28 protein-coding genes and 1 tRNA gene are annotated in these 26,285 nt (G+C 53.1%); 23 read left to right on the top strand and 6 right to left on the bottom strand.

From position 1 onward, the window contains the following. The first annotated feature begins 29 nt into the window (after positions 1–29). From BMW84_RS08155 to BMW84_RS08140, 5 genes are all read left to right on the top strand, one after another. Positions 30–674 (top strand): hypothetical protein, encoded by a 645-nt coding sequence (locus BMW84_RS08155; protein WP_175498705.1) that lies wholly within the window; start codon positions 30–32, stop codon positions 672–674. 393 nt (positions 675–1,067) lie between these two features. Next, the gene (locus BMW84_RS24725) at positions 1,068–1,229 is read left to right on the top strand and encodes a hypothetical protein (protein WP_175498704.1); all 162 of its coding nucleotides are present in this window, start codon (positions 1,068–1,070) and stop codon (positions 1,227–1,229) included. A 107-nt stretch (positions 1,230–1,336) separates the two neighbouring features. Then, positions 1,337–2,896 (top strand): glycosyltransferase family 39 protein, encoded by a 1,560-nt coding sequence (locus tag BMW84_RS08150; protein WP_091066464.1) that lies wholly within the window; start codon positions 1,337–1,339, stop codon positions 2,894–2,896. 31 nt (positions 2,897–2,927) lie between these two features. Further along, complete coding sequence (locus tag BMW84_RS08145) at positions 2,928–3,164, top strand: hypothetical protein (protein ID WP_091066461.1); 237 nt, start codon at positions 2,928–2,930, stop codon at positions 3,162–3,164. Between the two features lie 176 nt (positions 3,165–3,340). After that, positions 3,341–3,592, top strand: coding sequence for a YolD-like family protein (locus tag BMW84_RS08140; protein ID WP_091066459.1), 252 nt, complete (start codon positions 3,341–3,343; stop codon positions 3,590–3,592). A 79-nt stretch (positions 3,593–3,671) separates the two neighbouring features. Here the strand turns inward: BMW84_RS08140 and BMW84_RS08135 are convergent. The 3 genes from BMW84_RS08135 to BMW84_RS08125 all read right to left on the bottom strand — a co-directional run bounded on the left by BMW84_RS08135 (position 3,672) and on the right by BMW84_RS08125 (position 5,788). After that, positions 3,672–3,743, bottom strand: a tRNA-Val gene (locus BMW84_RS08135). A 275-nt stretch (positions 3,744–4,018) separates the two neighbouring features. Next, entirely contained in the window at positions 4,019–5,302 is a 1,284-nt protein-coding gene (locus tag BMW84_RS08130) for an ammonium transporter (RefSeq protein WP_091066457.1), read from the bottom strand. A 138-nt stretch (positions 5,303–5,440) separates the two neighbouring features. Beyond that, positions 5,441–5,788 carry a P-II family nitrogen regulator gene (locus tag BMW84_RS08125; protein ID WP_091066455.1) on the bottom strand — a complete coding sequence of 116 codons (348 nt, stop codon included), beginning with the start codon at positions 5,786–5,788 and terminating at the stop codon, positions 5,441–5,443. Positions 5,789–6,132: 344 nt separating this feature from the next. Here BMW84_RS08125 and BMW84_RS08120 point away from each other — a divergent pair, with 344 nt between their 5' ends. The 7 genes from BMW84_RS08120 to BMW84_RS08090 all read left to right on the top strand — a co-directional run bounded on the left by BMW84_RS08120 (position 6,133) and on the right by BMW84_RS08090 (position 10,346). Beyond that, positions 6,133–6,657, top strand: a complete 525-nt coding sequence (locus BMW84_RS08120) for a cupin domain-containing protein (RefSeq protein WP_091066453.1) — start codon at positions 6,133–6,135, stop codon at positions 6,655–6,657. Between the two features lie 266 nt (positions 6,658–6,923). Further along, positions 6,924–8,009 carry a site-2 protease family protein gene (locus BMW84_RS08115; RefSeq protein ID WP_254772896.1) on the top strand — a complete coding sequence of 362 codons (1,086 nt, stop codon included), beginning with the start codon at positions 6,924–6,926 and terminating at the stop codon, positions 8,007–8,009. 89 nt (positions 8,010–8,098) lie between these two features. Continuing rightward, positions 8,099–8,311 (top strand): hypothetical protein, encoded by a 213-nt coding sequence (locus BMW84_RS08110; protein WP_091066449.1) that lies wholly within the window; start codon positions 8,099–8,101, stop codon positions 8,309–8,311. Positions 8,312–8,423: 112 nt separating this feature from the next. After that, a complete protein-coding gene (locus BMW84_RS08105) occupies positions 8,424–8,876 on the top strand; it encodes a GNAT family N-acetyltransferase (protein WP_091066446.1) in 453 nt (150 codons plus the stop codon). A 67-nt stretch (positions 8,877–8,943) separates the two neighbouring features. Beyond that, positions 8,944–9,186, top strand: coding sequence for a DUF3892 domain-containing protein (locus BMW84_RS08100; protein WP_091068177.1), 243 nt, complete (start codon positions 8,944–8,946; stop codon positions 9,184–9,186). Between the two features lie 189 nt (positions 9,187–9,375). Continuing rightward, entirely contained in the window at positions 9,376–9,918 is a 543-nt protein-coding gene (locus tag BMW84_RS08095; RefSeq protein WP_091066443.1) for a copper amine oxidase, read from the top strand. Between the two features lie 104 nt (positions 9,919–10,022). After that, positions 10,023–10,346 (top strand): DUF1292 domain-containing protein, encoded by a 324-nt coding sequence (locus BMW84_RS08090; protein ID WP_091066439.1) that lies wholly within the window; start codon positions 10,023–10,025, stop codon positions 10,344–10,346. A 94-nt stretch (positions 10,347–10,440) separates the two neighbouring features. On the opposite strand, the gene BMW84_RS08085 is transcribed toward BMW84_RS08090, so the two are convergent. Next, entirely contained in the window at positions 10,441–11,916 is a 1,476-nt protein-coding gene (locus BMW84_RS08085) for an aminotransferase class I/II-fold pyridoxal phosphate-dependent enzyme (RefSeq protein WP_091066437.1), read from the bottom strand. 89 nt (positions 11,917–12,005) lie between these two features. Here BMW84_RS08085 and BMW84_RS08080 point away from each other — a divergent pair, with 89 nt between their 5' ends. The 4 genes from BMW84_RS08080 (at position 12,006) to BMW84_RS08065 (ending at position 16,589) form a co-directional block, all read left to right on the top strand. Continuing rightward, entirely contained in the window at positions 12,006–13,298 is a 1,293-nt protein-coding gene (locus BMW84_RS08080) for an MFS transporter (RefSeq protein ID WP_091066434.1), read from the top strand. Positions 13,299–13,563: 265 nt separating this feature from the next. Next, positions 13,564–14,160: a hypothetical protein gene (locus BMW84_RS08075; RefSeq protein ID WP_091066432.1), complete on the top strand. Its 597-nt coding sequence runs from the start codon at positions 13,564–13,566 to the stop codon at positions 14,158–14,160. 344 nt (positions 14,161–14,504) lie between these two features. Further along, positions 14,505–15,917 carry an NADP-dependent phosphogluconate dehydrogenase gene (gene gndA, locus BMW84_RS08070; protein ID WP_091068175.1) on the top strand — a complete coding sequence of 471 codons (1,413 nt, stop codon included), beginning with the start codon at positions 14,505–14,507 and terminating at the stop codon, positions 15,915–15,917. Positions 15,918–16,070: 153 nt separating this feature from the next. Beyond that, complete coding sequence (locus tag BMW84_RS08065; RefSeq protein WP_091066429.1) at positions 16,071–16,589, top strand: shikimate kinase; 519 nt, start codon at positions 16,071–16,073, stop codon at positions 16,587–16,589. A 15-nt stretch (positions 16,590–16,604) separates the two neighbouring features. Here BMW84_RS08065 and BMW84_RS08060 read toward each other — a convergent pair whose 3' ends face one another. Beyond that, a complete protein-coding gene (locus tag BMW84_RS08060; RefSeq protein ID WP_091066427.1) occupies positions 16,605–16,913 on the bottom strand; it encodes a rhodanese-like domain-containing protein in 309 nt (102 codons plus the stop codon). 115 nt (positions 16,914–17,028) lie between these two features. Between BMW84_RS08060 and aroA the strand changes: the two genes are divergently transcribed. From aroA to BMW84_RS08030, 6 genes are all read left to right on the top strand, one after another. Beyond that, positions 17,029–18,321, top strand: coding sequence for a 3-phosphoshikimate 1-carboxyvinyltransferase (gene aroA / locus BMW84_RS08055; RefSeq protein WP_091066425.1), 1,293 nt, complete (start codon positions 17,029–17,031; stop codon positions 18,319–18,321). Positions 18,322–18,353: 32 nt separating this feature from the next. Further along, positions 18,354–18,788 carry a CoA-binding protein gene (locus tag BMW84_RS08050; RefSeq protein WP_091066423.1) on the top strand — a complete coding sequence of 145 codons (435 nt, stop codon included), beginning with the start codon at positions 18,354–18,356 and terminating at the stop codon, positions 18,786–18,788. 271 nt (positions 18,789–19,059) lie between these two features. Continuing rightward, on the top strand, positions 19,060–20,946 hold the full coding sequence (locus BMW84_RS08045; protein WP_091066420.1) for a glucose PTS transporter subunit IIA: 1,887 nt from the start codon (positions 19,060–19,062) through the stop codon (positions 20,944–20,946). Next, positions 20,943–22,709 carry a phosphoenolpyruvate--protein phosphotransferase gene (ptsP, locus tag BMW84_RS08040; RefSeq protein WP_091066418.1) on the top strand — a complete coding sequence of 589 codons (1,767 nt, stop codon included), beginning with the start codon at positions 20,943–20,945 and terminating at the stop codon, positions 22,707–22,709. Before BMW84_RS08045 ends, ptsP begins: the two co-directional genes overlap by 4 nt. Before the next feature lie 174 nt (positions 22,710–22,883). Further along, a complete protein-coding gene (locus tag BMW84_RS08035; RefSeq protein WP_091066416.1) occupies positions 22,884–23,423 on the top strand; it encodes a sigma-70 family RNA polymerase sigma factor in 540 nt (179 codons plus the stop codon). Beyond that, the gene (locus BMW84_RS08030) at positions 23,420–24,844 is read left to right on the top strand and encodes a DUF4179 domain-containing protein (RefSeq protein WP_091066414.1); all 1,425 of its coding nucleotides are present in this window, start codon (positions 23,420–23,422) and stop codon (positions 24,842–24,844) included. Before BMW84_RS08035 ends, BMW84_RS08030 begins: the two co-directional genes overlap by 4 nt. A 210-nt stretch (positions 24,845–25,054) precedes the next feature. Here the strand turns inward: BMW84_RS08030 and BMW84_RS08025 are convergent, their stop codons facing one another. Then, positions 25,055–25,579 (bottom strand): type 1 glutamine amidotransferase domain-containing protein, encoded by a 525-nt coding sequence (locus tag BMW84_RS08025; protein ID WP_091066412.1) that lies wholly within the window; start codon positions 25,577–25,579, stop codon positions 25,055–25,057. 189 nt (positions 25,580–25,768) lie between these two features. Between BMW84_RS08025 and BMW84_RS08020 the strand changes: the two genes are divergently transcribed. Further along, a complete protein-coding gene (locus tag BMW84_RS08020; RefSeq protein ID WP_091066409.1) occupies positions 25,769–26,215 on the top strand; it encodes a hypothetical protein in 447 nt (148 codons plus the stop codon). Positions 26,216–26,285: the final 70 nt, after the last annotated feature.

Below are 26,285 nucleotides of genomic sequence, written 5' to 3'. Positions count from 1 at the left end.
GGCCGCATTATTTCTATGAGCCTCATCTTATGAACATCGAAATGTGGAGGCCGAAGAGCAACTACAACATTCCAATCTTTTACACCTTGCAGGGGACGTATACCGTTCCCACCACGCTGGAGGAATGTGCGGTTGTTTTTCGGTCCTTCGCATCCCTTGATGGCCCCGCCCTGGTTAATATGTCGAATATCAATAGCTTCAGCCCGGGGAGCTTTGGGGGCATTGCCTATTTTAAGGACGGTTCCGGCAGTACTGGCGTCAATAAGAAAAATGCCGATATGTGGGATCAGATCGTCGCTATGCATACGGCGGAGGAAAACCATTTGCATGTCATAGCCGAAGCGATTCTTGAGGGTAGAGGCCTGAGTGAGGGGCTTTTCTTGCCGGAGAAAGAGATTTTATTGCTTGATCTATGGGAGCCGAAAAGCAACTATAAAGTTCCAAGGTTTAATACCCAAAACGGGTTGTATTCCGTAGCCCTGACACTAGGATCTTGTAAAGAAGCCTTTCCCTATTTGTTTCCGGCACACAGCGGAAGCTTGATCAACCTGGAGCTCGTGGAGAGGATCGACAAGGAAATCTTCGGATTTAAAGTCCGTTATAAAAATACAGACTACAGCTCGGATGTTTCCGCCGCCAAAGGAAAATACTTAAAAAAGAACTTCGGATTATAGCTCTCTGCATTGGATGCAGGGGGCTATATCATTTTATGGAGATAAAGTCAAGATAAATCTATACTAGGTAGCCAGAAGAACTTTAAACGTCAATATTCGACAAAATCACCCTGGGACCAAATGGTATAATTAGGACAAGCAGGAGGGGAAAGGGTTAAAAGTTCCCTGAATCATTTTTGGGGCAGTGAGGTGATGTTTCATCCTTAAAGCATCGGCAAAAACAAACAACGGCACGCCCTGGCCGGCGCACCGTTGATTAAAAGCTGGTTAATGCGTTCAATCTTTACTTTACCATATTTTTCGGCAAAACATACCTGATTCTATAAAGTTTATTTTCCGTTGACATTGCGTTAACGATCCGCGGAGCAGGGTATGGAGTGAGGAGGAAATATAATGGAATCATCCTATACAATCACTTATAACGGCACGCCTTTGAGCAAGCGTTACATAGAGCTTCAGATAAAGTCGACGCTGCTCATCAAGCAAATTAAACTGCCGGCTTTGGTCAAAGTGATTACACCGACCGTATTGATGCAATTTGTCATTCATGAATAGTGAATTAAGATCATCGGAGACGATGATCTTTTTTTTGTGGGCTTTCATCGGATTTTCAGCTAGGGCAAGTATAATGCCTCCATAAGATTGCCTTAAGGAGGTTATTCATGGGAAAAGGAATTCAAAAGGGCTTGTATCTCCTGCTGGCCTTCTTTATCGCGCTGTTTATCGCATCCTCCTTTTTTATCAGGGCGAAATATGTTTATTTCGTGTATGGCGACACGCCGGTGCTGGAGAAGCAGCAGCCCTTAATCTTCATTCTGTTGATCATTGCCGTCCTTGCGCTAAGCGTTATCCTGTTTATGCTAAGCCGGAAGTTAAACGAGTATAGCGGGAAAATCGTTATCCCGGCGGTGCTGTTCCTATCTTGCGCCATTCAGGTGGCGATCATATTCCTGTTTACCCGGTTGCCTACGGACGACTCCGAGACGGTGCTGTCGTTGGCCAGGAGCATGCTGTACAATCATGACTATTCGACCTTCGAAACCACGGGTTACCTGCATATGTTTCCGTTTAATTATTCGATTGTCCTGTATTTGAAAACATTGCTCCAGCTGTTCCCGGATAATTATCTCGTGATCAAAGGCTTTAATATCCTGTTCTCGCTGGTCACGACGCTGACGGCGTATCTGTTGTACAAGGAGCTGAACCGGGGAGACAAAGGGAACGACTACGGCGTTCTGGTCATGGCCGCAACCTATGTGCCGTCCTTGTTTATGAGCAATTTCATTTATAATGATGTGATTGCGACTTCGTTTCTGACCAGCGCGCTATATTTCGCCGTACGGTTTCTCCGTACAAGGGCCATTAAGGATATCGCGATCGCGGCCGTATTGCTTGCAGCCGGGTACTATTTCAGAAGCACCGGCGTTATTATGCTGATCGCTATCGTTCTAAGCTTGCTCTTTCGAATCCGGTCCCTTGGCGTGAAAAAAACGCTGATTGCCATCGGCGTTACCGGGCTGTTGTTCAATGTGCCGAACTGGACGCAAAATATCGCGCTGCAGGCTTCGCATATCGTGGACGAGCCGGTGACGGCCAACTCCGCTCCGGTATACATGTGGCTGAACATGGGGATCAACCAGGAGACGTTCGGGTTCTGGGACAACCGCCAGAGCTACAGCATCTACCAAAACGATGCCCAGTATAATAAAGCCGAGAGTACGGAGCTGTTCAAGGCGTCGATCCGCAGCAAGCTTTCCGGGGCGTCAGCCGGGGACTTGGTCAAAATGTATTATAAGAAGCTGATTTGGACCTGGACGGAAGGGACCTACCAGATGGAACGCTACGGCATCGGCAATGACGGCTCCTCCTCCAGCGGCGGGGGCCGGATGAACTTCGTGATGGATCGCTATATGTATGCAACCTTTGCCACGGATTTATTCAGCGGCGGCTCCGGCTACCGGATCGGTCTGATTTGGCTGGTATACACGTTCAATATCGTCATGTATGCCTGCATTCTGGTAAGGCTGGTCGGCAGCATCCGTGCCAAACGTTACACGGAGACACCGCTCATTCTGGTCATGCTCGGCTTCATCAGCTTCTATCTGCTCTGGGAGATTAAATCGCGGTACATTTACCCGGTTTATCCGCTCATCCTTGTGTTGTCTTACCTGGGCTTTAAAGACGCATACAGCTATACCATGAAAAAATTCGTCGGCCGCTAATCCTATTGAACCGGAAAGAGGTGATCCACACATGCGGATCAAGCGATATACCCTCATTGGAATCCTGCTTTTGCTCGTTTGTTCCGTCCTGCTTGTCTCCTGCGATGCCATTACCGCCCAAAAGATTACGGATACCGGCTCCGGCTCAGGGGGGAACGGGCGTCCGGGTTTTGGGGGCGGCCAGGGCATGCAGGGCGGGTGGGGAGGCCAAGGCGGCTTTGGCACAGACGGGGGCCAAGGCGGCACGCGGCCGAACGGCAGGCGGTGAGTCTGGGGGCGGGGATCGATTCTTCTATAATAGGAAGAATCGATCCCCTGCTTTTTTTTAACAGAAGAAACTTTAATCATTTCGGTTCCCATTCCATCACAAAACTTCTATAATATAATTTTAGGCCAAACTTCCATTGAATAGAGAGTCACCAATAAGACAGCGAGGGATAACTGATGGCAAAAAATAAAGTACCAAAGCGACCCACCAGAGATGAGTTTGTGCTTGAGGAATTAGGGAACCAGCTAACGGAAGCGTACCAAGAAGAATCTATTGTGCTGCTTAATGTATGGGGCTGGGAAGAGGCCTGCAGAGGCCAAATCATACATATGGATTCTAGAACGGGGAGAGTCCATGTAAGAAATGATGAAGAAATCTTAAAGATCCCCTTCATGGACATTATGGATATCAACTATCCGCGGGATTAGCGGGGGCAATAAACAGGAAATAAGATCATAAAAAAAGCAAAAACCCTTATAAAATAAGGGTTTTTGCTTTTAAATCATATAGGACGGATGGGGTTCGAACCCATGACCCCTACCCTGTCAAGATAGTGCTCTCCCGCTGAGCTACCGTCCTGCAACGAAATTTATAATACCACAGGAGGTCAGGTGAGCGCAATGTTTTTTTTCTGATACCTGTTACCGCTCGACTCAATTTGTTCAGCGGTTCTGTTATCAAGAACTTCCGATTCCGTAAAGATTCATCAGACAAGGAACCTGAGCCTACAATGAAGCGCTTATCTTGAAGCAGATGCACACTCTCACCCGCATAACAAAAAGAAACCTCGCTTTAGAAAGGGTGGCCGTACTCCATTTTCTAAAGTGAGGTTTCTTAATTGTACTTGCAATCAGCTAATTATCCGAACCGGTTCTAAGGAGCAATGCTTCATCCAGTCCTGGCTGATCGCTGAACCGTTCCAGCTCGTTATATGCAGGGATACCGTGCATAGCCATATCCAAGCCTTCTTCCTCCTCAGAGGCACTGACCCGCAGACCAACGGTTTTGTGAATCAGCTTGGCCGCAGCGTAGCTCATAACAAAGCCCCATACCATGACCACGATTACACCAAGCAGCTGAACACCCAGCTGATGAAACTGTCCTGTGGTGAACAAGCCTTCCTGTCGATCAAAAAGCCCCACAGCCAGCGTACCAAATGCTCCGTTGATTCCGTGTACCGCAACCGCTCCGACAGGGTCATCCACCTGCAGCTTATCGATGGCAAGCGTCCCCCAAATTACCAGTATACCGGCAATCAGGCCAATGAGAATGGCTGAGTAGGGAGTTATAAACGCACAGCCAGCTGTAATTGCGACCAGACCGGCCAGTGCGCCGTTCATGGTCATGCTCGGATCCGCTTTGCCAAAACGGAACATCGTGTAGACCATGGCGGAAGTCCCTCCGGCAGCAGCAGCCAGCATCGTATTCAGGGCAATCACGGAAAGGCTGAGATCTGCAGCATTCAAGGTGCTTCCGGCATTAAAGCCAAACCAGCCGAACCATAGGATAAAGGTACCTGCTGATGCTAGCGGAATATTACTCGGTGCAAACACGTTTACGCTGCCATCGGTGTTGAATCTTCCGCGGCGCGGACCCAGAACTTTAGCGAAGGCAAATGCGGCTGCTCCCCCAAGGGCATGTATGGCGGCCGACCCGGCGAAATCCTTCATACCTAGTCCGGCAAGCCAGCCATTCGGGTTCCAGACCCAGTGTCCGGAGACCGGGTACAATATCGCTGCCACAAAAAAGGCGATGAGGATATAAGCTTTAAAGGACATCCGCTCAGCTACCGCACCGGAGATAATCGAGATGGCTGCGATGGCAAAGCCGATCTGAAATAATACGTAAGCTGATAATGGGAGATTTAAATCTATAGGCAGAGACTGGGAAGCCCCCCAAAAATTAAAGCTAATGATTCCGGCAAAATCTTTTCCGAACATAATTCCAAAGCCAATCAGGAAAAACGCCAGAACACCGACTGTAAGATCCACAAAAATCTTCATGGTGACATTCACCGCGTTCTTCGTTCGCACTAAACCTGCTTCGAGCAGGCTAAAGCCGCCCTCCATAAACAAAACCATAGCAGCAGCAAGCACTACCCAAACCGTATTTAATGCTATATCCGTTCCGGCGTTCATGATGTTACCCTCCCTGTCACTTTTACAACATAGTAATGATATAAGGAGAGTGTGGAGAATGTCAACTTCAAATGTTATGTTAGCTTACATAGATTTGGGTTAAAATCGCCTGGCGATTTGCACTTTTTAATAGATGGGTTATTTTAAATCGTCGATCGTATCATCGGTTTTGCCAGTTCGGATATTGTACATTTCAAGGAGGGGCAGTACGAAAATTTTGCCGTCTCCCATTTCTCCGGTCTGGGCGGTAGCAATAATGGTCTTAATCGTTTCTTCGACTTTATGGTCGGAAACAACGATTTCTAGCTTTATTTTGTAGTGCAAATTGACAGTATATGATTTTCCTCTATACACTCCCGTTGTGTTTTTTTGCTGGCCGCGCCCTTGGGCCTGGGTAACCGTAAATCCGGTGACTTGAATTGTACGGAGTGCATCGATGACTTCTCTTAGTTTCTCGGGGCGAATAATTGCTTCAACTTTTTTCATATGAATCCTCCACAATCAGTGTTCTGATAAGTGAATTGTACCACAAGATTTGCACTCATAGGTATTTCGAAAAAGGTGACTTTAGCAATGAGAAGCGTTAAAAATTTTTCTTGGCAGCGCTATCAACAGAGCTGAATTTTGAGTGAAATTGGTGCACGGTGACGCTAACGCGCAGTATAAAATGAATAAATTTCTTGGCCAACATTCCCCCCATCATCTACAAGACAGTTGGGGAGGCAAAAAAGAGCGCAAGAACTTTTTATCACAGTATAAATGATTTTTCCCATTACAAAATATTCCCAACTTATATATGGTACTATTATCTGGATGCAGGAGGGATAACCATGCCAAAAGTATTTCGAATGGAAGAATTGAACATGAAGCCGCGGTTGTCGCCGGTTCCCGAATTTGCCTGGCATACGACCCGGGGCTTATCGGAGCTCGCCGGTGCGAAGCAGCTGTTGTTTGAAATCCGCTCGCTTGACCCGGGTAAATATTCGTACCCCTACCATTTTCACCGGAGCGCCGAAGAGTTGTTCGTTATTTTGTCGGGTCACGCCATGCTGCGGACGCCTGCGGGCTTGCAGGAAGTGAAGACGGGCGATACGGTCTTTTTCGAGTGCGGGGCGGACGGGGCGCATCAATTATATAATCATACGTCTGAGCCGTGCTGCTATGTGGATCTGCGGACGACGTTTGGGATTGACGTGGCGGAATATCCGGATTCGGGGAAAATCAATATTTTGCCGTACGAAGAGCTGTACCAGGCGAAGGACAGGGCCGACTACTATCTTGGCGAAGACCGCACGGCGGAAATTTGGCGGCAGCTGCTGGGTGATGCAAAGACGGAAGGCCAGGAACAAGAATGACAGGAGGCAAACGGAGAAGCAATGCAAAGCAATGAGATGATTGTAGAGATGCATGATCAAGGAGTACCGGGCGCCATTTTGCGGTAACCTACCCGCAGATTTATCCGCATCTGATCGCGAAAGCCAGAGAATGGCTGTCCCATAGCGATGAAGCGGCGCTGCCAAGGCCGTAGGATTTTGAATGTTCCGGGCAACGGGCTGAAACGAAACATGTACTCCGGGCGTAGAAACCGATTATTAGTTAAAGGTAAAGGGGTTTGATGCGATTGGCTGGGAAAGAGCAGAGCGACTCAAAAAATATCAAGAAGGGAACCTGGACGTGGCTCGGCGGAGTTGCGGCAATGCTGCTGGTGAAGGGAAAAGCGATTTTAGCCCTGCTGAAGCTAAGCAAAATCGCCAGCCCGTTCATTTCCATGCTGATCTCCATCTGGGCTTATACCCTGATTTATCCTTGGCAGTTCGCGATCGGTTTCGTGCTGCTGCTGCTTATTCATGAGACGGGCCATGTCATCGCCGCCAAAAGAATCGGGCTGCCGGTAAGCGCCCCGTTGTTCGTTCCTTTCATGGGCGCGCTGATTACGATGAAAAAGCAGCCTCTTGACGCCAAGCAGGAGGCTTATCTGGCCTTCGGCGGCCCGCTGCTGGGTTCGCTTGGCGCCGCGGCCTGCTTTGCGCTGGGGTATGTGCTGGACAGCCCGCTGCTGTATTCGCTGGCGTACATCGGGTTTCTGCTCAACCTGATCAATCTTCTGCCGATTCATCCGCTAGACGGCGGCCGGATTGTTACGGCGGTGTCGCGCTGGCTGTGGCTGGTCGGTTTGATTGGCGGCCTGGCAGTGATCATCTACATGCAATCGGTGCTGTTTTTCATCATCTGGGTATTGTTTGCTTACGACTTGTACGGCAAGTACGTCAAACGGAGAAAAAACAGCAAGCTCAACTCCGTTACGTTCAACTTTACCATTCCGGCGGATTCCCTGCGCGAGCAGGGGTACTTCATTCCGGGTCCGGATCACCGGCGGGAGCTTCCTTTTACAACCTACTCTAACCTGGAACGGCAGCAAATCCTCGAGATTCATTGGGATAGCCTGAATTACAGCGGCACGGCGGCGCTTCCAGTTCAGTGCCTGGTTGAGAAGGTGGAGGTTAAGGGCGTCGATCAGCTTGAAACCTATAACGGTTTTCAGCTCAAGGCCCGCTGCGAAGTGCATTTCAAGTTGTATGAGAACGATAAATATTACGATGTGCCTGCAGGTACGCGCTGGAGATACGGCGTGGCGTACTTTGCGCTGGCCAGCATTCTAGGGGGCATGATCTATCTGGTTCATGTCGTCGGGAATATCAATGTATAATCTTTCCTCCGTTTAGGAAAAAGCCGATTCGTCAAAGATGGTATTGTCACAGGCAATTCCGCACCGATCGGTAGTACAGGAGGGATCACATGCATCAGAAATGGGTACGACGGGGATTGGCCGGCATGCTGCTGATGAGTCTTGCCGGATGTTCCGCTGAAAGCGAGGCCCCGGCGGATTCGGAAATTTGGGATCGCGGCACGGGCAAAAGTCTGGATGGCGGTGCTTATGGGCCGCTGTCGCCGGTCATGAGCGACGTGTACGACCGTTCGATACCGGCTGAAGTATATTCGCTGGACTGAGGAAATGGAGCGCCGCTGAGCCTTAAGGTTCTGCACCGCTGTACAGCGCCGGCGGTTTTTCTGTATAATAGGACATCTATGGTAGTTGAACACAGGGAGGGACCTATTGCAGATGGCGGCAGAAATCGTGCATGTAAAAAACGAAGAACAGCTTCAGCTGGGGCTGGATATCCGAAAAAAAGTGTTTGTAGAAGAGCAAAAGGTGCCGGAAACCGAAGAAATTGACGAATACGATGTAATCGGCGACCACTCGCATCACATTTTGCTGATGGAAGACGGCTTGCCGGTTGCGACCGGGCGCCTGATTTATTACAAAGCCGGCACCGCCAAAATGCAGCGGATCGCCGTGTCCAAGGAATACCGCACCAAAGGATACGGCAGGGTGCTGCTGCTGGCGATGGAAGAGCTGGCCCGGGAGCTGGGGCTGGAATCGTCCATACTCGACGCTCAGTGTCAGGCGGAACCTTTCTATAAGAAGCTGGGTTATGAAGTAATCTCCGAAGCGCCGTTTTACGACGCGGGCATTTTGCATGTGCGTATGCAGAAGCCGCTAACGGCCCACTAGGTTTCAGCGTATATTCCTTTTAAGTAGGAGCCATCCTATGCAGGATGGATTCCTAACCGAAGGAGAGATGGCGAAGATGGAGCAGGAACGCGAACGTTTTATCGCCGCGCAGCGGAACAATGACGGAGATTTGATCCGGTTCAGAACATCGGCCGGACGGGAGCTGGACTACGGGCAGGCGCTTCAGGAGGTTCAAGCCGGCCGGATTGCCGGAGTGAACGCGTTTAAAGCCAAGGACGGGCAGCTGCATATCCGCGGCGACGCCGACGGAGATCCTACGAATAATCTCTCGGAATTGCCGCAATTCTAAGAGGGCTACAATCGCATAGACGGAACAAGCCGGATCACTCGCCTCGAAGGCGCTGGGCTCCGGTTTTTTTGTATTTTTCCCGAATCCGGTTTCGAAAAGAATTGTAAAAATTAGCTTCAAAGCGCCGCAACTTGTGGCAACATTGGTAGTATATATTAACAGCATGAATTATTTGGAGGGTCTTTGGCGATGAGATGGAAAAAAATAGCGATCTGTGTAGCTGTATTCTCCTTGATGGGCAGCTCATTTTTGTACGCGGATGCGGTAAGCCAAAAAATCAGAGTATGGAGCAACGGCAAGGAAATTGCCGACGGCGGATATTTAATGGACGGAAAGGCTTATATCCCGGCGAGAGAAGCGGGGGGAATCGTCAGTTGGGACGGCTCGGGTAAAGTGACGATTTTGAAGCCGAACGTACAAATTGTATTGTTCAGCGACGGTAAGGTGTTTGGCAACGTGAATATCGGCAAGCTGAAGATCAAGGTGCTGGCCCAGGTGGACAGCCTTACCGATGATGTGGCGGCGGTTAAAGTAGCGGTTACCGACCCTTCGGGCAATACGAAGGACATTTCCGAGGATACCAATGGTTCGTCCAAAGAGGATTTTTGGTTCTCGACGCCCGAGTTTACGTATGACTTCAAAGACGCAGGGAAATATCATGTCGGTTTCTATATGAAAACATCCAAAAGCGACTATACGCTGGTCGCCGATAAAGTGATTACCGCACGTTGATTCAGCATGGATTCCCCCGCTTTATTTGCATAAATTGACCTGAGCCAAGCAACCGTGTTACGATACCTGTTGTAGGATAATTCAACTTAAAGCGAGGTATTTCAATGAGCGATCACAAACATGAGCATGGCCATGAACATGGTGAAGCATGCGGTTGCGGACATGATCACGACCATGAGCACGAGGAGTTTGTGCTGACTCTGACCAACGAGCAGGGCGAAGATGTGGAAATGGTGCTGGTAGAAACGTTTGACGTCGGCGAGAAATTGTACGCGCTGTTGCTCGAACGCGAGAATCCGGAAGCGGACGGCATTATTTTGCGCATGGAAGAAGAAAACGAAGAAATGGTGCTTTACAATATCGAAGACGAAGCAGAATGGAACGCCGTAGAAGCCGCTTATAACGAGCTTCTGGCGCAACAAGAATAGATTCTTTTCCGGTTATTGCCGGCTGCAAACAAACAGTCCCATCCTCCACGTCCGTGGATCATGGGACTGTTTTTGATTGCATAAAAAAAGCCGATCAGGAGATCGGCTTGGCTTCGACAACAACTTTGACGAAGTTGATGCTGCGGTCCTCGGGCCCTTTTACCGGGAGGCCGATTTCCACGTGGTCACGGATATAATCGATATTATCCTGGGTGATGACTTCGCCCGGCAGCAGGATCGGAATCCCTGGCGGATACACGTAAATGAACTCGGCGATGATGTAGCCTGCGGATTCGCGGAACGGTACCACCTGCGTATCGGCATAGAAGGCGTCTCGCGGGATTAAGGCGAGCTGCGGAATTTCCGGCACCTGCACCTTAAGTTCATAAATTTCGCCTTTGCTGTAGTGGATCGCCGAGAGCACGCGCATGGCTGAAATCAGCTTATCTACCGATTCCTGGGTATCCCCAGGCGTAATCAGGCAAAGAATGTTATACATATCGCTAAGTTCGACTTCGATGTTGTACTTGTCGCGCAGCCAGTTTTCGGTCTCGTAACCGGTGATGCCGAGATGGCGTACGTGAATGTTCAGCTTGGTCGGATCGAGGTTGTAGGTCGCTTCCGTGCCGATAATTTCCCGGCCGAAGCTGTACAGGCCGTCGATGGCGTTGATTTGCTCGCGGGCGTAGTTGGACAAGGCGATCGTCCGCTCGGCCATTTCATGACCGTGCAGCGCCAGATTGCGTCTGGAGGTGTCCAGCGAAGCCAGCAAAATATATGATGTCGATGTGGTTGTCAGCATACTGAGGATCGTTTGCACCCGCTGCGGGTTTACAAGGCCGGTTTTGGCGTTAACGTTAAGTACCGAGCTTTGGGTCATGGACCCGCCCAGCTTGTGAACGCTGGTTGCCGCCATGTCTGCGCCGGCTTCCATAGCCGACACCGGCAAATCCTCGTGAAAATGAATCAGCACTCCATGTGCTTCGTCCACCAATACGGGAACTCCGTAGCTGTGGGCCAGATCGACGATCGAACGAAGGTCGGCGCATACGCCGAAATACGTCGGATTGATGACAAGGACTCCTTTGGCATCCGGATGGCGCTTCAGCGCCTTTTCCAGCGAACTGGTGGTAATGCCGTGGTCTATCCCAAGATTCTCATCCCGTACGGGTGAGATAAAAACAGGCTTCGCTCCGGAGAAAATAATGGCCGACATCACGGATTTGTGAATGTTGCGCGGCACAATGATTTTGTCTCCTTCCGAGCAGACAGAGAGGATCATTGTCATGATGGCATTGCTCGTGCCTTGTACGCTAAAATACGTATAGTCGGCACCGAAAGCCCTCGCGGCCAGCCTTTGCGCTTCAAGAATTACCCCGTTGGGTTGATGAAGATCGTCAAGCGGCGCGATATTGATCAAATCTATGGATAGAGCGTTATCGCCGATAAACTCACGGAATTCGGCATCGGTTCCTAGCCCCTTCTTATGCCCGGGAATGTGAAACTGTACAGGGTTTCCGGCGGCATGCTTTTTAAGAGCGGTGAAGAGGGGAGTGCAATTCTGATCCATTTAATGCTGTCACAACCTTTCGTGAAGAGTTTTTTTCAAGCAAGCATCAGTATAACAAATCAATCACCATATTACTAGGATGTGATATTATGTCGGGAAAAATCGCTCAGCGGATGCATATTAGCCTGGCCTCCCCGTTTATTGTCGAAATGTGGATCATTATTTTTTTGGTCGAATTCGTAAAAGGTTCCTTGCTTGTCGCCCTACTGCCCGTCTATATGGAAAATCATCTGGGCCTCTCGGTAACGGTCGTCGGCCTGTCGTTTGCACTGCAGTATCTCGGCGATAACCTGTTCCGCGGCCCGTTCGGCTGGGTGATGGAGCGCATCGGTTACCGCTGGACAATGGCCGGGGCCCTGATGCTGATCCTTGTAGCTGTAGGCATCATAATCTATGCCGAAAATCCGGTTTCGTTATCTGCGGCCTGCCTGATTCTCGGCATCGGCACCTCGCCGCTGTGGCCGTGCACGATGACCGGCATTACGGAGCTTGCCGGCTCCACGCAAAGCGGCAGCAGCGGCGCGGCGATGGGCGCGGTGGAGATGGCCTCCCTGGCCGGTACCGGCATCGGTCCGATCGTCGTTAACTTTATGATGGACCACGACGGGCAAAATTACCGCGCGGCCTTTCTGGTACTTATGGCCTGTGCTGCACTCGTCACCGCGGTTTCGATGCTGCTGCCGTCGCGGATCGGCAGCGAGGCGCCCCACGCGGTGGTGCGCGGCAACGAGCCGGCGCATGCGGAAGGGCGCAGGCTCAGTCCCTGGGCGAGCCTCAAACGGACGGCCCGCCAGATCCGCGGCTCCCTGACGGTGAGCCGGTGGTTGTTTCCGGCTCTCTTCCTGCAGGCGTTCGCGATCGGACTGATGACGCCGGTCGTGACGCTGTTTGCCCGCAATGAGCTGCACGTGACGCCGATCCAGTTTAACCTGCTGCTGATCGCCGGCGGCGGCATCACCGTGCTGACGCTGATCCCGGCCGGCAAGCTGGTCGACCGGATCGGCACGAAGACGTTCCTGAACATCGGCTTCCTGCTAGGCGCGGGTTCGCTGGCCTTTTTCTCGCAGGTGCGGCAGCTTCCGCTTGTCTTTATCGCCGTTGCGCTCGTCGGCATTAGCTATGCGCTGATTCTGCCCGCTTGGAACGCTTTTGTTGCCAAGCAGGTGCCGAAAGGCGAGCGGGGCACGGTCTGGGGGCTGTTCCTGACGCTGCAAGGCTCAGGGATGGTATTCGGCCCGATTCTTTCCGGCCGCCTGTGGGATTCGGTCAGCCACAGCGCGCCGTTTATCGCCAGCGGAACGGTGATGGTACTGCTGTTCGGCTTGCATCTGCTGATCGTCAAGCGGACCGGAGATAAGCAAAAACGGCACGGGGCGGCGTAAGCTCCTCTGTGCCGGTAAATATTTTATGGAATGGACAGGCGGCGCAGCGCATATTTTTCCGTAAAGCAGGCGTTTGGAATGCGCAGAACGCGGGTAAAAATAGTCAATAAACCAAGTTACCGCTACATAAACTGAAGTATAAAATAAGAGTAAAGCGAACGTATAATCAGAAGGCTTTGACGGTGGACGGCGGTCTGTTTTTTTCAGGTGTGGGCTTAACCAAGCAGGCTTTGCCAAAGGCAGGGTCACCCGAGGGGGGAGTGCCATGAACAAAAACGACGAAGTGGAATATTGCAATCTCGAGCTGCGATTTGACAGACATCACATTCAGGAATTGATCAAGGATCTGATTAAAGATGGCTATTCCCTTTACTGGAGCGAAAATGAGGAGCTGTTTCTGATCTCGGTGCGTACCGGACGCAAGCTCGTCAAACTCCGGTTTCAGCGAATCAAGGAAGGCTACAAGCTGGTGGGCGACTATATGATCCGCGACGCGCGGCTTTCCGAGTGGATGGAGAAGCTGATCGGGGATATGCGGGGCCACGCCGTCGTCAAGCGGTTCCGCGACCGCCAAATTATCATCGAAAATATTCTGTTCGGCGAAGTCATTCGCCTTGTCGAAATTTCCGGCTACCAGCAGCGCGTGCTGTATCAGAAAGGGCCTTTGCTGACCGATCAGGAGCTCAGTAAGCTGTTCTACTCCGGGGAGGGCGAAGAGCGGATCCGGCGCTGCCGGATTGAGGTCGACGAGCAGCTTGACCGGCTGAATGAGGCGCTGCGGAGCAAGGACAAGAGGCTGGAAGCGGATTGCCGCACGAAGCTAACGGCGCTGACCTGGGAGCTGAATTTGCTGGAATGGTGAATACTTCCCGTAACCTGATGCTTTGGCGGCTTCGAAGCTTTGTCAGATCCTTCGCGGGGATCCCCGATAAATAAATGCATACGCCCGGCTTTCGTTAGAGCATCCCGGAGTTCCGGGGTGCTCTAAACTTTTGAATTCCAAGCGAATTACAGGGGGTTCACTTCTGCCCGCAAAAACGTTAATATAGTCATTGTGAGCAATATCCTGAAACCACAGGGATTTTGTCAATAAAATTGATCTCTTAATCGCAGCGATAATTTTGCTGAATCTGACAAAGGGTGGTATTCTTATTCTGCGAAGATCGGTTTTACAAAAATATATGGAAGCAAAGGATGGAGGACCAGATGGCTAAACAACAAATCGGCGTTATCGGCTTGGCAGTCATGGGCAAAAACTTGGCTCTGAACATCGAGAGCAAAGGATTTACGGTGTCGGTGTTCAACCGTTCCCCGGAGAAGACACATGAGCTTCTTAAAGAAGCGGAAGGCAAAAACCTTACAGGCGCGTTCACCATCGAAGAATTCGTGCAATCCCTGGAAACGCCGCGCAAAATTCTGATCATGGTTCAAGCGGGTAAAGCAACCGACGCAACGATCGAATCGCTGCTGCCTCACCTGGATCAAGGCGATATCATCATCGACGGCGGCAATGCTTATTTCCCTGACACGGTACGCCGCAGCAAATACCTCGAGGAGCGCGGTTTCCGTTTTGTCGGAACTGGCGTATCCGGCGGGGAAGAAGGCGCACTGAAGGGTCCTTCCATCATGCCTGGCGGCCAAGAAAGCGCCTATCAGCTGGTTGAACCGATCCTGACGGCCATTTCCGCAAAAGTGAACGGCGAACCTTGCTGTACATATATCGGACCGGACGGCGCCGGACATTATGTCAAAATGGTGCATAACGGTATCGAATACGGCGACATGCAGCTGATCTGCGAAGCTTACCAACTGCTCAAAGACGTTCTCGGCGTCGGCGCCGAAGAACTGCATCAAATCTTCAGCGACTGGAACAGCGGGGAGCTGGACAGCTACCTGATCGAAATCACGAAGGATATCTTCGCGGTATATGATGAAGAAACCGGCAAACCGATGGTTGACGTGATCCTTGACTCCGCCGGCCAAAAAGGCACCGGCAAATGGACAAGCCAAAGCTCGCTCGACCTGGGCGTACCGCTGTCCATGATCACCGAATCCGTCTTCTCCCGCTTCCTCTCGGCCATGAAAGAAGAACGCGTGGAAGCCAGCAAAGTGCTGAGCGGCCCGGCTGCCGAACCTTTCCAAGGCGACAAAGCCGAGTTTATCGAGAACGTGCGCAAAGCGCTGTTCGCCAGTAAAATCGTGTCCTACGCCCAAGGCTTCGCCCAACTCCGCGTAGCGTCCGACGAATACGGCTGGAACCTGAAATACGGCAACCTGGCCAAAATCTGGCGCGGCGGCTGCATTATCCGTTCCCGCTTCCTGCAAAACATCACCGATGCTTACGAAAACAATCCGGAACTGAAAAACCTGCTTCTGGATCCGTTCTTCAAAAACATCATGGATACCTATCAATCCGCATGGCGTAAAGTGGTATCCGCCGCCGTGGCCCAAGGGGTTCCGGTTCCGGGCTTCTCCAGCGCGCTGGCGTACTACGACAGCTACCGTACGGAGCGCCTGCCGGCCAACCTGCTGCAAGCGCAGCGCGACTATTTCGGCGCGCACACCTTCCAGCGTGTAGACAAAGAAGGCGTGTTCCACCACAACTGGATCGGCGAATAATCGCCGCATTCGGATAAGCCTATGAACCGCCGCCCGTTAAGCCCGCTTCCCGCGGAGCTTCACGGGCGGTTTTGCTTGGCGCAAGCTTTTCAAGGAATCACACCCTGTGTTATGATATGACAAAACTCGCGGGCAGAAGGGTAGGGTTCGTCTTTGAAACGGGAGAAGGACAGAAAAAGCATTATCCTCGTCGGCATGATGGCAACCGGCAAATCGACGGTCGGCGTGCTGCTGGCGGAAGCGCTGGGCTATGAGCTGGTGGATCTGGACCGGGTCATCGTAGAGCGGGAAGGAAAAAGCATTGCCGAGCTGTTCGCCGAAGGCGGAGAAAGCCATTTCCGGAGGATCGAGAAGGAAGCGTTGGAACGCGAGCTGCAGGGGGAAGGTAAAATCATCTCCACCGGAGGCGGAGCGGTGCTGGCACCGGGAAACGCGGAGTTGATGCTGGAAGGCGGTTATGTGGTTGCCTTGACGGCCACGGAGGAAGCTATCCTGGAACGGGTCAGCGGAGATAAAAACCGTCCGCTGCTGGCCGGAAACGCGCAAGAACGGGTACGTACTATAATGGAAGAGCGCCGGGACGCATACCGGTTCGCCCATTGCACCGTGGATACGACGGCGCTGGATGCGGCGGAAGTGTCCCGACATATTTTAATGCATTACCGCGGTTGAGCTTTTAAGCGGGAGCTATTCATCCGCCGTTTCATACCAGTCGATCATGCCGCCGCTTAGGTTGGCGCTGCGGAAGCCGAGCTGCTGCAGATATTCGCAGACCCGCTGGCTGCGGGCGCCGGAACGGCAAATAAAGATGATCTCTTGATCGTGCGGAAGTTCTTCTGCGCGCTGCGGGATTTGTCCCATCGGAAGATGCTGCGCTCCGGGTATCATGCCAAGCGCAACTTCTTCGTCTTCGCGGACATCGATCAGGACGGGCTTATCGCCGGATGCCAGGCGCTGCCGCAGCTCTGCTGCCGTAATTTGGGGGATATCGTTCACTTTGCTTATACCTCTTTTCTTCAGAAGAATGGTTTTATGATACACAGACGGAGAATGCCGTGTCAAACCGGCTCCCGCATCGCATACTACACTACATATAAGGAGAGCTTACATTATGGATGTTATTGTTCGGCCGACGCTAAACCTGCAAGGCGAGATTGGAGCCTTGTCCTCCAAAAACTACACGACACGCTATTTGCTGGTCGCTGCCCTGTCCGAGGGCACAAGCACCATTTATTACCCGGCCCATAGCGAGGACAGCGACGCTATCCGCCGCTGCATTGCCGATCTTGGCGCCGAATTGACGGAGGACGACGAGAAAATCGTCATCCGCGGCTTCGGCCGCCATCCGCGCGACGTCGCCGAGCTGAACGTCGGCAACGCCGGGGCTGTGCTGCGCTTCCTGATGGGCGTGGCCGCGCTTAGCTCGGAGATCACGTTCGTGAACACGTATCCCGATTCGCTCGGCAAACGCCCGCATGATGATCTGATCCAGGCGCTGGGTCAACTTGGCGTACAGGTCGAGCATCATAATGGCCGGCTTCCGATCACGATCCGCGGCGGCAAGCCGAAGGGCGGAAAGATCAGCGTATCCGGCGCGGTTAGCTCGCAGTATCTCAGCGCACTGCTGTTCCTTGCGCCGCTGCTGGAAGAGGACAGCGAGATTACCGTTCTCGACGACCTTAAATCCAAAGTCGTGATCGGGCAGACACTGGAGGTGCTGGAGCAGGCGGGCATCGTGATTCATGCCGCGGACGACTACATGTCCTTTAAAGTGCCGGGCCGTCAAGCTTATGCCGCCAAGGAATACACGGTGCAGGGCGATTACCCGGGTTCCGCAGCGGTGCTTGCTGCGGCTGCAGTTACGCAATCGGACGTGAAGATCCACCGGCTGGCCGAACGCAGCAAGCAGGGCGAACGCGCCATCGTCGATGTGCTGAAGATGATGGAGGTTCCGCTCACCCATGAGAACGGAACGGTGCATGTGCTCGGCAACGGCAGGCTGAAGGCCGTGGAGTTCGACGGCGACGCAGCGACCGATGCGGTGCTGGCGATGGTGGCGGCGGCCGTGTTTGCCGAAGGAACCTCGCGGTTCTATAATGTAGAGAACCTGCGCTACAAGGAATGCGACCGGATTACCGATTACCTGGCCGAATTAACACGTGCCGGCGCCAAAGTAGAGGAGCGCCGGGACGAAATCATTGTCCATGGTACGCCGGAAGGCGTTGAAGGCGGCGTGACGATCAACGCCCATTATGACCACCGGGTCATCATGGCTTTGACCGTCGTCGGGCTTCGCGCCCGCCAGCCGCTGCGGATCAAGGACGCCCATCATGTGGCCAAATCGTATCCGCAGTATTTCGACCACCTGCGCGCGCTTGGCGCGGATGTGGAGTGGGTACAATAATTGAAGTAAGGCAGAGGAAAGGAGCGATGATCATGAGCTTTGAAAATCCGGACCGCGACAAGATCGGCGACATTCTTGCAAATGCGGGCAACATCGCCGTTGTGGGGCTGTCCGACAAATCGGACCGCACCTCCTATATGGTAGCTTACGCCATGCAAAGCCGGGGCTACCGCATAATCCCGGTGAATCCCACCGTGGACGGCGAGATTCTTGGCGAGAAATGCTATCACACGCTGGCCGAAATCCCCGAACCGGTGGATATCGTCAACGTGTTCCGGCGCAGCGAATTTTGCGCCGAGGTGGCCAAGGAAGCCGCCGAGATCGGCGCGAACGTGTTGTGGCTGCAGCAGGGCATCATCAGCCAGGAGGCTGCCGACATCGCAGCTGCAAACGGCATGATCGCAATCATGGACCGCTGCATTAAGGTCGAGGAAGCCATTACGCAGCACGGGCGGAGCCGGGCGTAATAAATACTTTTCCATGCGGCAATAAATTGCTTACTATAAAGCTTACCAAATATCGCAGTGGCGAAAAGCGCCCTGGATCCGTTACGGAAGATTCTTCCGATTGGATGCGGGGCGTTTTTATTGCGCCGGATTTTATTTTTCGCCGGACAAAGTCCCGTTTCATTGCACAAAATACAACGGGACGGGAGGAGTCGCTGCAAGGCGCATAATCTTTTGACAAAACCAGCCCGAGCGCTTACCATTCAATATAGAATGAAAGGAGAGTGTCGCCTTGAATTGGCTCGGATCTTTGCAGCAGCTCGGCAGGGCCGTCATGCTTCCGACGATGGTACTTCCGGCTGCAGCGATTTTGCTCAGTCTGGGCAGCCTGCCTTGGGACTCATGGGGACTTTCTTCGGTATCTGAAGTGACCACTTACGCAGGGCAGGGAATCTTTTATTTCATGCCTTATTTGTTTGCGGTCGGCGTGGCCTGGGGGCTGTCCAATCAGGCGGGGCCGGCCGGTCTCGCAGCACTTGCGGGAATGTTCACTTACGACCGGATCGTCACGAACATGGGCAGCGGAACGGTACAGCCGGCAACGCTGATCGGCGTAATCCTGGGGATTGTCGCCGGCGTGGCGCATAACCGGTTTAAAAATATCAAGCTTCCGGAGGCGATCCAGTTTTTTGGCGGGTCGCGTTTTGTCTTGCTGTTTATGGGGCTGTTTTCGGCCCTCTTTGCCTGGGTCATGCTGGGCGTGTCCCCGCTGGTACAGGATGTGCTGGACCTCTTATACAAGGACATCCAGCATTCCGGCGGCTACGGCGTGTTCGTGTACGGCGTACTCTACAGGTTACTGACGGCTTTCGGGCTGCATCATATTTTGAACAACGTTTTCTGGTTTCAGCTCGGCACCTTTACGACGCCGGACGGCAGCACGGTGGTGCAGGGCGATTTGCCGCGTTTTTTTGCCGGCGATCCAACGGCGGGCGTCTTTATGGCCGGGCTTTACCCGATCATGATGTTCGCGCTGCCGGCGATTGCGTTTGCGATCATCCAGGAGGCGCGCGAGGACCTGAAGCCGAAGATCAAAAAAACCTTTGTGCGCGCGGCGTTGGTCTGTTTTCTGACCGGCGTGTCGGAGCAGATCGAATTTGCCTTTTTGTTCGCTTCGCCGTATCTGTTTGCGCTGCATGTGGTCATGTCGGGCCTTGCCATGGTGCTGACGTATGCGCTGGGCATTCATCACGGCTTTTCGTATTCTGCGGGGGCCATCGACTTTTTCCTCAACCTGCATTTGTCGCAGCGTGCGTGGCTGCTGATTCCGATCGGAATCGGATATTTCGTCATTTACTACAACATCTTCAGGTGGGCGATCCGCCGCTTCCAGATCCCGACGCCGGGGCGTGAGGAAGGCTCGGAGCTCGGTGACTGGGCGGGCAACATACCGTACCAGGCTCCGCTTATTCTTGAGGCGCTGGGCGGCAAAGAAAATATCGTGCAGGTCCAGGCCTGCATCACGCGTCTAAGATTAACGGTGCACAATGACCGATATATAGATACGGGAGCTTTAAAAGGCCTTGGCTCTGCAGGCATCATCAAGCTGGGCGGTGGTAACGTTCAGGTTGTATTCGGCACATATTCGGAGCTGATCCGCGAGGAGATCAACAAGCTGCTGCTCCGCGATCTGCCGCAGGTGCTGTTCAGTTCCCCGATTCAGGGCCGGATGATGCCGATCGAGGAAGTGCCGGACCATATTTTTGCCGCGAAGCTGGTGGGGGACGGCGTCGCTTTCGTGCCGGACAAAGGCGAGCTCGTCTCGCCGGTATTCGGCAAAGTGATGCATGTGTATCCGACGATGCATGCCGTAGGCATTTCCACGCCGGAAGGGCTGGAGGTACTGATGCATATCGGCATTGATACCTCTCAGCTCAAAGGGCCGTTCGAGGCCCTGGTGCAGGAAGGGGACAGTGTGGAGCCCGGGCAATTGCTCGTCCGCTTCGATCTGGGGTATTTGCGGGAGCATGCCGCTTCGCTGGCGACCCCGATGGTCATCACCAATCCGGACCGGGTGAAATCGTGGAGCTACGCTCCGTTCAAGAATGTGAAAAAGGGACAGTCATCCGTCATGTCTGTCGTGTTACATGAAAGCAATGTTGGAGGGATTGAATCATGATTCAAGGCATTGGCGCTGCAGCAGGTGTTGCCATCGGGAAGGCCTTTGTCTTGCCGAACTGGGAGTGGAGCATGCCGGATACGCAGGTGAATCCTGTGGATCTGGCCAAAGAGTTCGAACGGCTGTATGAGGGCATCCGCACCTCGAAGGACGAAATCGAATTTATCAAAAAAGAATTCCGGGAAGTCGTTGGCGTCGAGGAGTCGAGCATTTTTGACGCGCATCTCGCCATTCTGGACGATCCGGTGTTTATGAGCGAAATCCGCGGCATCATCGAACGGCAGTACAAGGCGGCCGAGGTAGCCGTCAAGGAAGCGATCGACCATTTCGTCGCCATGTTCGATTTGCTCGACGATGAATATATGAAGGAACGGGCGGTCGACATCAAAGATGTCGGCAACCGGCTGCTCAAGCATCTGCTGGGGGCGCCGGAAGTGACGCTTCCCGCCGATACGCAGCCGTACGTGCTGGTGGCCAAAGAGCTTTCGCCGTCGCAGCTGGCCCATCTCAATCCCACCTATGTGCTGGGGATCCTTACGATGATGGGCGGCAAAACCTCCCATGCCTCCATTATGGCCCGCGCGCTCGGCATTCCGCTCATTGCAGGATTGGAGAACAAGTTGAGCACGCCGATCCAGACCGGTGACATGATCGTGATGGACGGGGAGACCGGAACGGTGCATATCCAACCGGATGAACTGACGCTGAAGGATTATTCATCCCGGCGGGCCAAGCAGCAGCGCAAAAAAGAACAGCTTGAGCTGCTGGCTACCGTTCAGGCGATTACCAAGGATGGCGTGCCGCTGCGCCTGCTCGGCAATATCAGCTCGGTCAAAGAGCTGGAGTTGGCGCTTAAATACGGCGCAGAAGGCGTCGGTCTGTTCCGGACCGAGTTCCTGTACATGGACCGCAGCAGTTTTCCGACGGAAGACGAGCAGTTCGAAGTTTACAAGCATGTCGCGGAAAAAGTCGGAACGAGCAGCGTCGTCATTCGCACCTTGGATATCGGGGGAGACAAGCATCTGGATTATTTCCAGCTGCCGGAGGAGCAGAACCCGTTCCTGGGGTATCGGGCGATTCGCATCAGCCTGGACCGCACGGATATGTTCAAGACGCAGATGGCTGCAATCCTGCGGGCCAGCCACTACGGCAGTGTTAAAATCATGTTCCCGATGATCTCATCGGTGGAAGAAGTACAGGCAGCCAAAGCGCTGCTCGCCGAAGTGAAAGCGGAGCTCGATGCCCGGAACGTTCCGTACAACCGGGAGATCCCGGTTGGCATTATGGTGGAGGTTCCGGCAGCCGTCATGATCGTGGATCTGCTTGCCGAAGAAGTCGACTTCTTCAGTATTGGCACCAACGATCTGGTGCAATATGTGCTGGCGGTCGACCGGATGAACGAGCAGATCGCCCACATGTACCATCCGTACCATCCGGCCGTGCTTCGGATGATCCGGATGACCGTCGAAGCCGCCCGGAATGCCGGTATCGGCGTCAGCGTCTGCGGCGAGCTTGCCGCGGACGAACGGTCGCTTCCACTGTGGCTGGAGATGGGGGTCAGCGACCTCAGCATGTCGCCGCAGGCGCTGCTGAAGGTAAAACACCGCATCTTGAATACAGCGGCTGCAGAGGCGAAGGAAGCCGCCAAGGCATGCTTCCGCTACCGGACGAGCGAACAGACGGAGGAGCAGCTCACCGCCTTTTCGCAGCGTTCCGGCGTAACGCTCGGAAAAGGCAAGGAAGCAAAGGAGAAGACTTCCTGAGCCGATCCGGCACCAAAACGGATGAACGATGCACAGCAGACTTGAAGGCCCGGCGGATTCGCCGGGCTTTTTTATGCGCAGCAAATATTTTATTAAAAAAAGGAAAACCGTTTGCCGGCGTACAAAGTCTATATAATAGAGCTTTCGCAAGGCTAGGGGGGATGGACGGTTGTGATGCCAATCAATAACGAATGGAAATGGAGCCAGAGACAAGCGTTGCAAAACAATGAAGAGGCGGCATTTCTGGAACGCGTATCCGCGCAAAAACGGGTGCTGTACGGCATTGCCTACAGCTACCTCCGCAATGAAGCCGATGCGCTGGAAGCGCTCCAGGAGGCGACCTGCCGGGCTTGGCAGCACCGGAAGCGGCTGAAGGATCAGGAACGGTTCGATCCGTGGGTGATCCGCATCCTGATCAACTGCTGCCACGACGAACTGAAACGGCGCAAACGCACGGCAGTTGCGGCCCTGCCGGCCGATGATACAGTAATGGAGATGCAGAGCGGGCGCAATCTCGATCTGGAGCAGGCGCTGGATCAGGTAAAGCTGAAGTACCGGCAGGTGCTGGTCCTCAAATATTACCGGGACATGACGCTTACGGAAATTGCCAAAGTGCTGGATAAACCGGAAGGCACCATTAAGACCTGGCTTCACAAAGGCCTGGGACAGCTTCGGGGGAAAATGAAGGATGAAAGGGGGGGGGCTGAACGATGATTGAAGCGGAGGAAAAACGGCTGAGCGGTTATTTTGCCGAACTGGCGGATACAGCGGACAAGGTTCCGGAATACCGGCTGGACGCTGCGCTTGCGGGCGGGATGGAGCGGGCGCAGCGCAAAAGCCGGGGCTGGCGTCGAAGCTATGCGGCAGTGGCTTTTGCCGTGATGGCGCTGCTGATTGCAGCGTCCTTGCTCTGGCGGGGCGGAGCTGAACCGGTAACAACAACAGCCAAGGACTGGGGAGCGCTTGAAGTCTACCGGCCGCTGGTCGGTAACAATCTGACCATCCGCTCCGCCCTGGATGCCGGGATGGTGCAGGAGATGGATGTGTCTTCGCCCGTTGTGAAAGGGATGCAGCTTACGGTCAACGGAGTGATTGCCGACCGCCGGGGGATTATTCTGCTGTACTCGCTAAACAACGAGGAAGGCCGCAATATGTTCGCTGGCAGCTTTGAGCTGAAGGACAAGGCAAATTCGTTGACCCCGCTGAGCAGTAGTAATTACAGTAATTTTAGCCCCAGTTCCGAAAGCCATAGGGCCGGCGAACCCGGAAGGCATTACGAAAGCAAACTGATCCCTTGGAAAAGCGAACTGAAGCAGCTTCCAGACATTCTGTATTGTACTCTTACTCTGGTCGAGATGGGGGCCGAATCGGAAGCCGGCGGAGGGATTGCCAAACTGAACGTTGCGCTTGATTTAAGAAAGGATGCCGATTATTCCAGAGGCAGCCTCCTGACTACAGGCGAAACTTTTATCATCAAAGGACAAAAAATCACGCTGGAGAACGTGTATGCCGGTCCGACCGGCATTTATATGACTCAAGTGAAGGATCGGACCAATACGATGCGGATCTTCTCGCTCTATAATCCTTCGCTCTGGCTTGGTCAGGGGAAATGGGCTACGGCTTTAGGGGAGTCCGGGGGCTATTCTCTGACCAACAGAGGGGAGACTGTCATCTATCATACGGACAATATGCGCGGCGATGAGCCGCTGATCTTCCGCACGGAAGGCATGGTTGCCATTGCGCTGGACAACGACGAGCTCATTATAGATATTGATAAAGGACAAGTGATAGAAGCGCCGGATAAACGCATTACTGTCACGAAAGTGGAGACGGATAAGGGAGAGATGGCAGTCGATGTCTTGTTCCCGCTCCATAGAACGGAGGAGGGCGTTATAAGGGGGCCTGTCCTAAATCAAAATTATTCCGACGGAGACGGCAGTGGTCATTTGCTTGGCTTCGGGGTGCAAATCGTAAAAGATCCGACGAGCAACTTCGAGTATATTCAGGAAAACGATTCGGATTTCTTGAAAGTAAGGATTCACAATCTGGAGCCCAATCTCCCGCAGCCGCTGACCTTCCGTTTCGAGTACTACCCGAATCTGATCAAGGAAAAGGTGATCGCCAAGCTCAGATAGAGCACTCTTTAGCTCAAATTAAAAAGCCCTGCAGCGCCATTCGTGGCGATGCAGGGCTTCTCTCTGTCATTCGAAGCAGACCGGGGGAGTTACCCGCGTCCCTAAGCTGCCTGTAATGGTAAGTCACAATCTACTGCTGTCCGCAGAATTTCCAGCGGAATGCTATCGATGTTCCCGTAGATCTGTCGCTTCTCTGTCCCACCGGCGCGCTTATTCCCCGGCCAGCGCGTCGCAGAACGCTTTGCCGTACGGGGGAAGATCCGGCGGACGGCGGGCGGAGATGATGTGCCCGTCCGTGACGACCGGCTCATCCTTCCAGATCGCCCCGGCGTTCTCCATATCGTCGCGGATGCCCGGTGTGGAGGTGACGGTGGCGCCGTTTAAGATTTTTGCCGAGATCAGCACCCAGCCGGCGTGGCAGATTTGCCCGATCGGCTTTTTCGCTGCGTCGAAATCCTGAACCAGCTTCAGCACGGCGCCGTAGCGGCGGATTTTATCGGGCGCCCAGCCGCCAGGGACAAGGATGCCGTCGTAATCGGCTGCATTCAGATCGTCCCAGGAATATTCGGCAACAGCCGGAACACCGTATTTACCTACATAGGTTTTTCCTTTTTCCAGTCCGGCCAGATGTACCTCGGCCCCTTCTTCACGAACCCGGTACACCGGATACCAGAGCTCCAAATCCTCGAATTCATCGTCAACGAGTGCGATGACCTTTTTACCGGTCAGTCTCATGTTTTGCCGCCCCTTTCGGAAGTTTATCCCGTTCATTCTATCAAATTTGAAATATGAAGTCATCTTTCGCATGGAAATCCATAGATGTTTTGCCAAATAAAACACCATATGCCTAGCGGAAGGAATTTGCGGAGGCCAAGTCGAAATAGTATGCAAAACGAGCAATTATCACTTTTTTTGAGGTGCGGGATGTATAAAGAATGGATTACCCACAAAAGTTGCGGCTGCGGCGGCATCATGACCATACATATGCATACGTTGTTCTACCACGCAAAGACCAAGATCAAACATGTCCCCGTCTACACCTGCAGCATTTGCTCGAGGTATGAGACACTGCCTGTCATCAAGGACAACCTCGCGGCGCTGATCGGCCGCCTGGACGCTTCCTTTGCGGGCCAGAACATTTCGTTTGCCAAACACAATGAATGGGCGAACGTTCTGAAGGAAGCCTTTGCCGCGTGCCCTGTGAATACGGAGCTGGATCATGCCGAGGAAGTCATCCGTTCGGCTGTTCAGGGGCGCATCGATTTACTGCTGGATATGTACCGGCTGGCCCGGGAAATGGGCGACGCGGCGTGGATGGAAGAGACGGAGGAGCGGCTTGCCCAGTTAACCATTTATCCGGCGCACCGGTGACATCAGTTTTCCATTTACGACAATAGTGCAAGAATAATGAAAAATTTTCAGAAACATTGGATTTTTCACG

The organism is Paenibacillus sp. NFR01 (genome assembly GCF_900111565.1).
In the GTDB taxonomy this organism is placed as follows: domain Bacteria; phylum Bacillota; class Bacilli; order Paenibacillales; family Paenibacillaceae; genus Paenibacillus_AQ.
Note: the sequence above shows the minus strand (reverse complement) of the source record. Positions and strands in the feature narration are given on the sequence as shown.

Bases quoted from the DNA above. Each gene is read 5' to 3' on its own strand.
- BMW84_RS08155 (WP_175498705.1), top strand. From the start codon at position 30: ATGAACATCGAAATGTGGAGGCCGAAGAGCAACTACAACATTCCAATC.
- BMW84_RS24725 (WP_175498704.1), top strand. From the start codon at position 1,068: ATGGAATCATCCTATACAATCACTTATAACGGCACGCCTTTGAGCAAG.
- BMW84_RS08150 (WP_091066464.1), top strand. From the start codon at position 1,337: ATGGGAAAAGGAATTCAAAAGGGCTTGTATCTCCTGCTGGCCTTCTTT.
- BMW84_RS08145 (WP_091066461.1), top strand. From the start codon at position 2,928: ATGCGGATCAAGCGATATACCCTCATTGGAATCCTGCTTTTGCTCGTT.
- BMW84_RS08140 (WP_091066459.1), top strand. From the start codon at position 3,341: ATGGCAAAAAATAAAGTACCAAAGCGACCCACCAGAGATGAGTTTGTG.
- BMW84_RS08130 (WP_091066457.1), bottom strand. From the start codon at position 5,302: ATGAACGCCGGAACGGATATAGCATTAAATACGGTTTGGGTAGTGCTT.
- BMW84_RS08125 (WP_091066455.1), bottom strand. From the start codon at position 5,788: ATGAAAAAAGTTGAAGCAATTATTCGCCCCGAGAAACTAAGAGAAGTC.
- BMW84_RS08120 (WP_091066453.1), top strand. From the start codon at position 6,133: ATGCCAAAAGTATTTCGAATGGAAGAATTGAACATGAAGCCGCGGTTG.
- BMW84_RS08110 (WP_091066449.1), top strand. From the start codon at position 8,099: ATGCATCAGAAATGGGTACGACGGGGATTGGCCGGCATGCTGCTGATG.
- BMW84_RS08105 (WP_091066446.1), top strand. From the start codon at position 8,424: ATGGCGGCAGAAATCGTGCATGTAAAAAACGAAGAACAGCTTCAGCTG.
- BMW84_RS08100 (WP_091068177.1), top strand. From the start codon at position 8,944: ATGGCGAAGATGGAGCAGGAACGCGAACGTTTTATCGCCGCGCAGCGG.
- BMW84_RS08095 (WP_091066443.1), top strand. From the start codon at position 9,376: ATGAGATGGAAAAAAATAGCGATCTGTGTAGCTGTATTCTCCTTGATG.
- BMW84_RS08090 (WP_091066439.1), top strand. From the start codon at position 10,023: ATGAGCGATCACAAACATGAGCATGGCCATGAACATGGTGAAGCATGC.
- BMW84_RS08085 (WP_091066437.1), bottom strand. From the start codon at position 11,916: ATGGATCAGAATTGCACTCCCCTCTTCACCGCTCTTAAAAAGCATGCC.
- BMW84_RS08080 (WP_091066434.1), top strand. From the start codon at position 12,006: ATGTCGGGAAAAATCGCTCAGCGGATGCATATTAGCCTGGCCTCCCCG.
- BMW84_RS08075 (WP_091066432.1), top strand. From the start codon at position 13,564: ATGAACAAAAACGACGAAGTGGAATATTGCAATCTCGAGCTGCGATTT.
- gndA (WP_091068175.1), top strand. From the start codon at position 14,505: ATGGCTAAACAACAAATCGGCGTTATCGGCTTGGCAGTCATGGGCAAA.
- aroA (WP_091066425.1), top strand. From the start codon at position 17,029: ATGGATGTTATTGTTCGGCCGACGCTAAACCTGCAAGGCGAGATTGGA.
- BMW84_RS08050 (WP_091066423.1), top strand. From the start codon at position 18,354: ATGAGCTTTGAAAATCCGGACCGCGACAAGATCGGCGACATTCTTGCA.
- ptsP (WP_091066418.1), top strand. From the start codon at position 20,943: ATGATTCAAGGCATTGGCGCTGCAGCAGGTGTTGCCATCGGGAAGGCC.
- BMW84_RS08035 (WP_091066416.1), top strand. From the start codon at position 22,884: ATGCCAATCAATAACGAATGGAAATGGAGCCAGAGACAAGCGTTGCAA.
- BMW84_RS08030 (WP_091066414.1), top strand. From the start codon at position 23,420: ATGATTGAAGCGGAGGAAAAACGGCTGAGCGGTTATTTTGCCGAACTG.
- BMW84_RS08025 (WP_091066412.1), bottom strand. From the start codon at position 25,579: ATGAGACTGACCGGTAAAAAGGTCATCGCACTCGTTGACGATGAATTC.
- BMW84_RS08020 (WP_091066409.1), top strand. From the start codon at position 25,769: ATGTATAAAGAATGGATTACCCACAAAAGTTGCGGCTGCGGCGGCATC.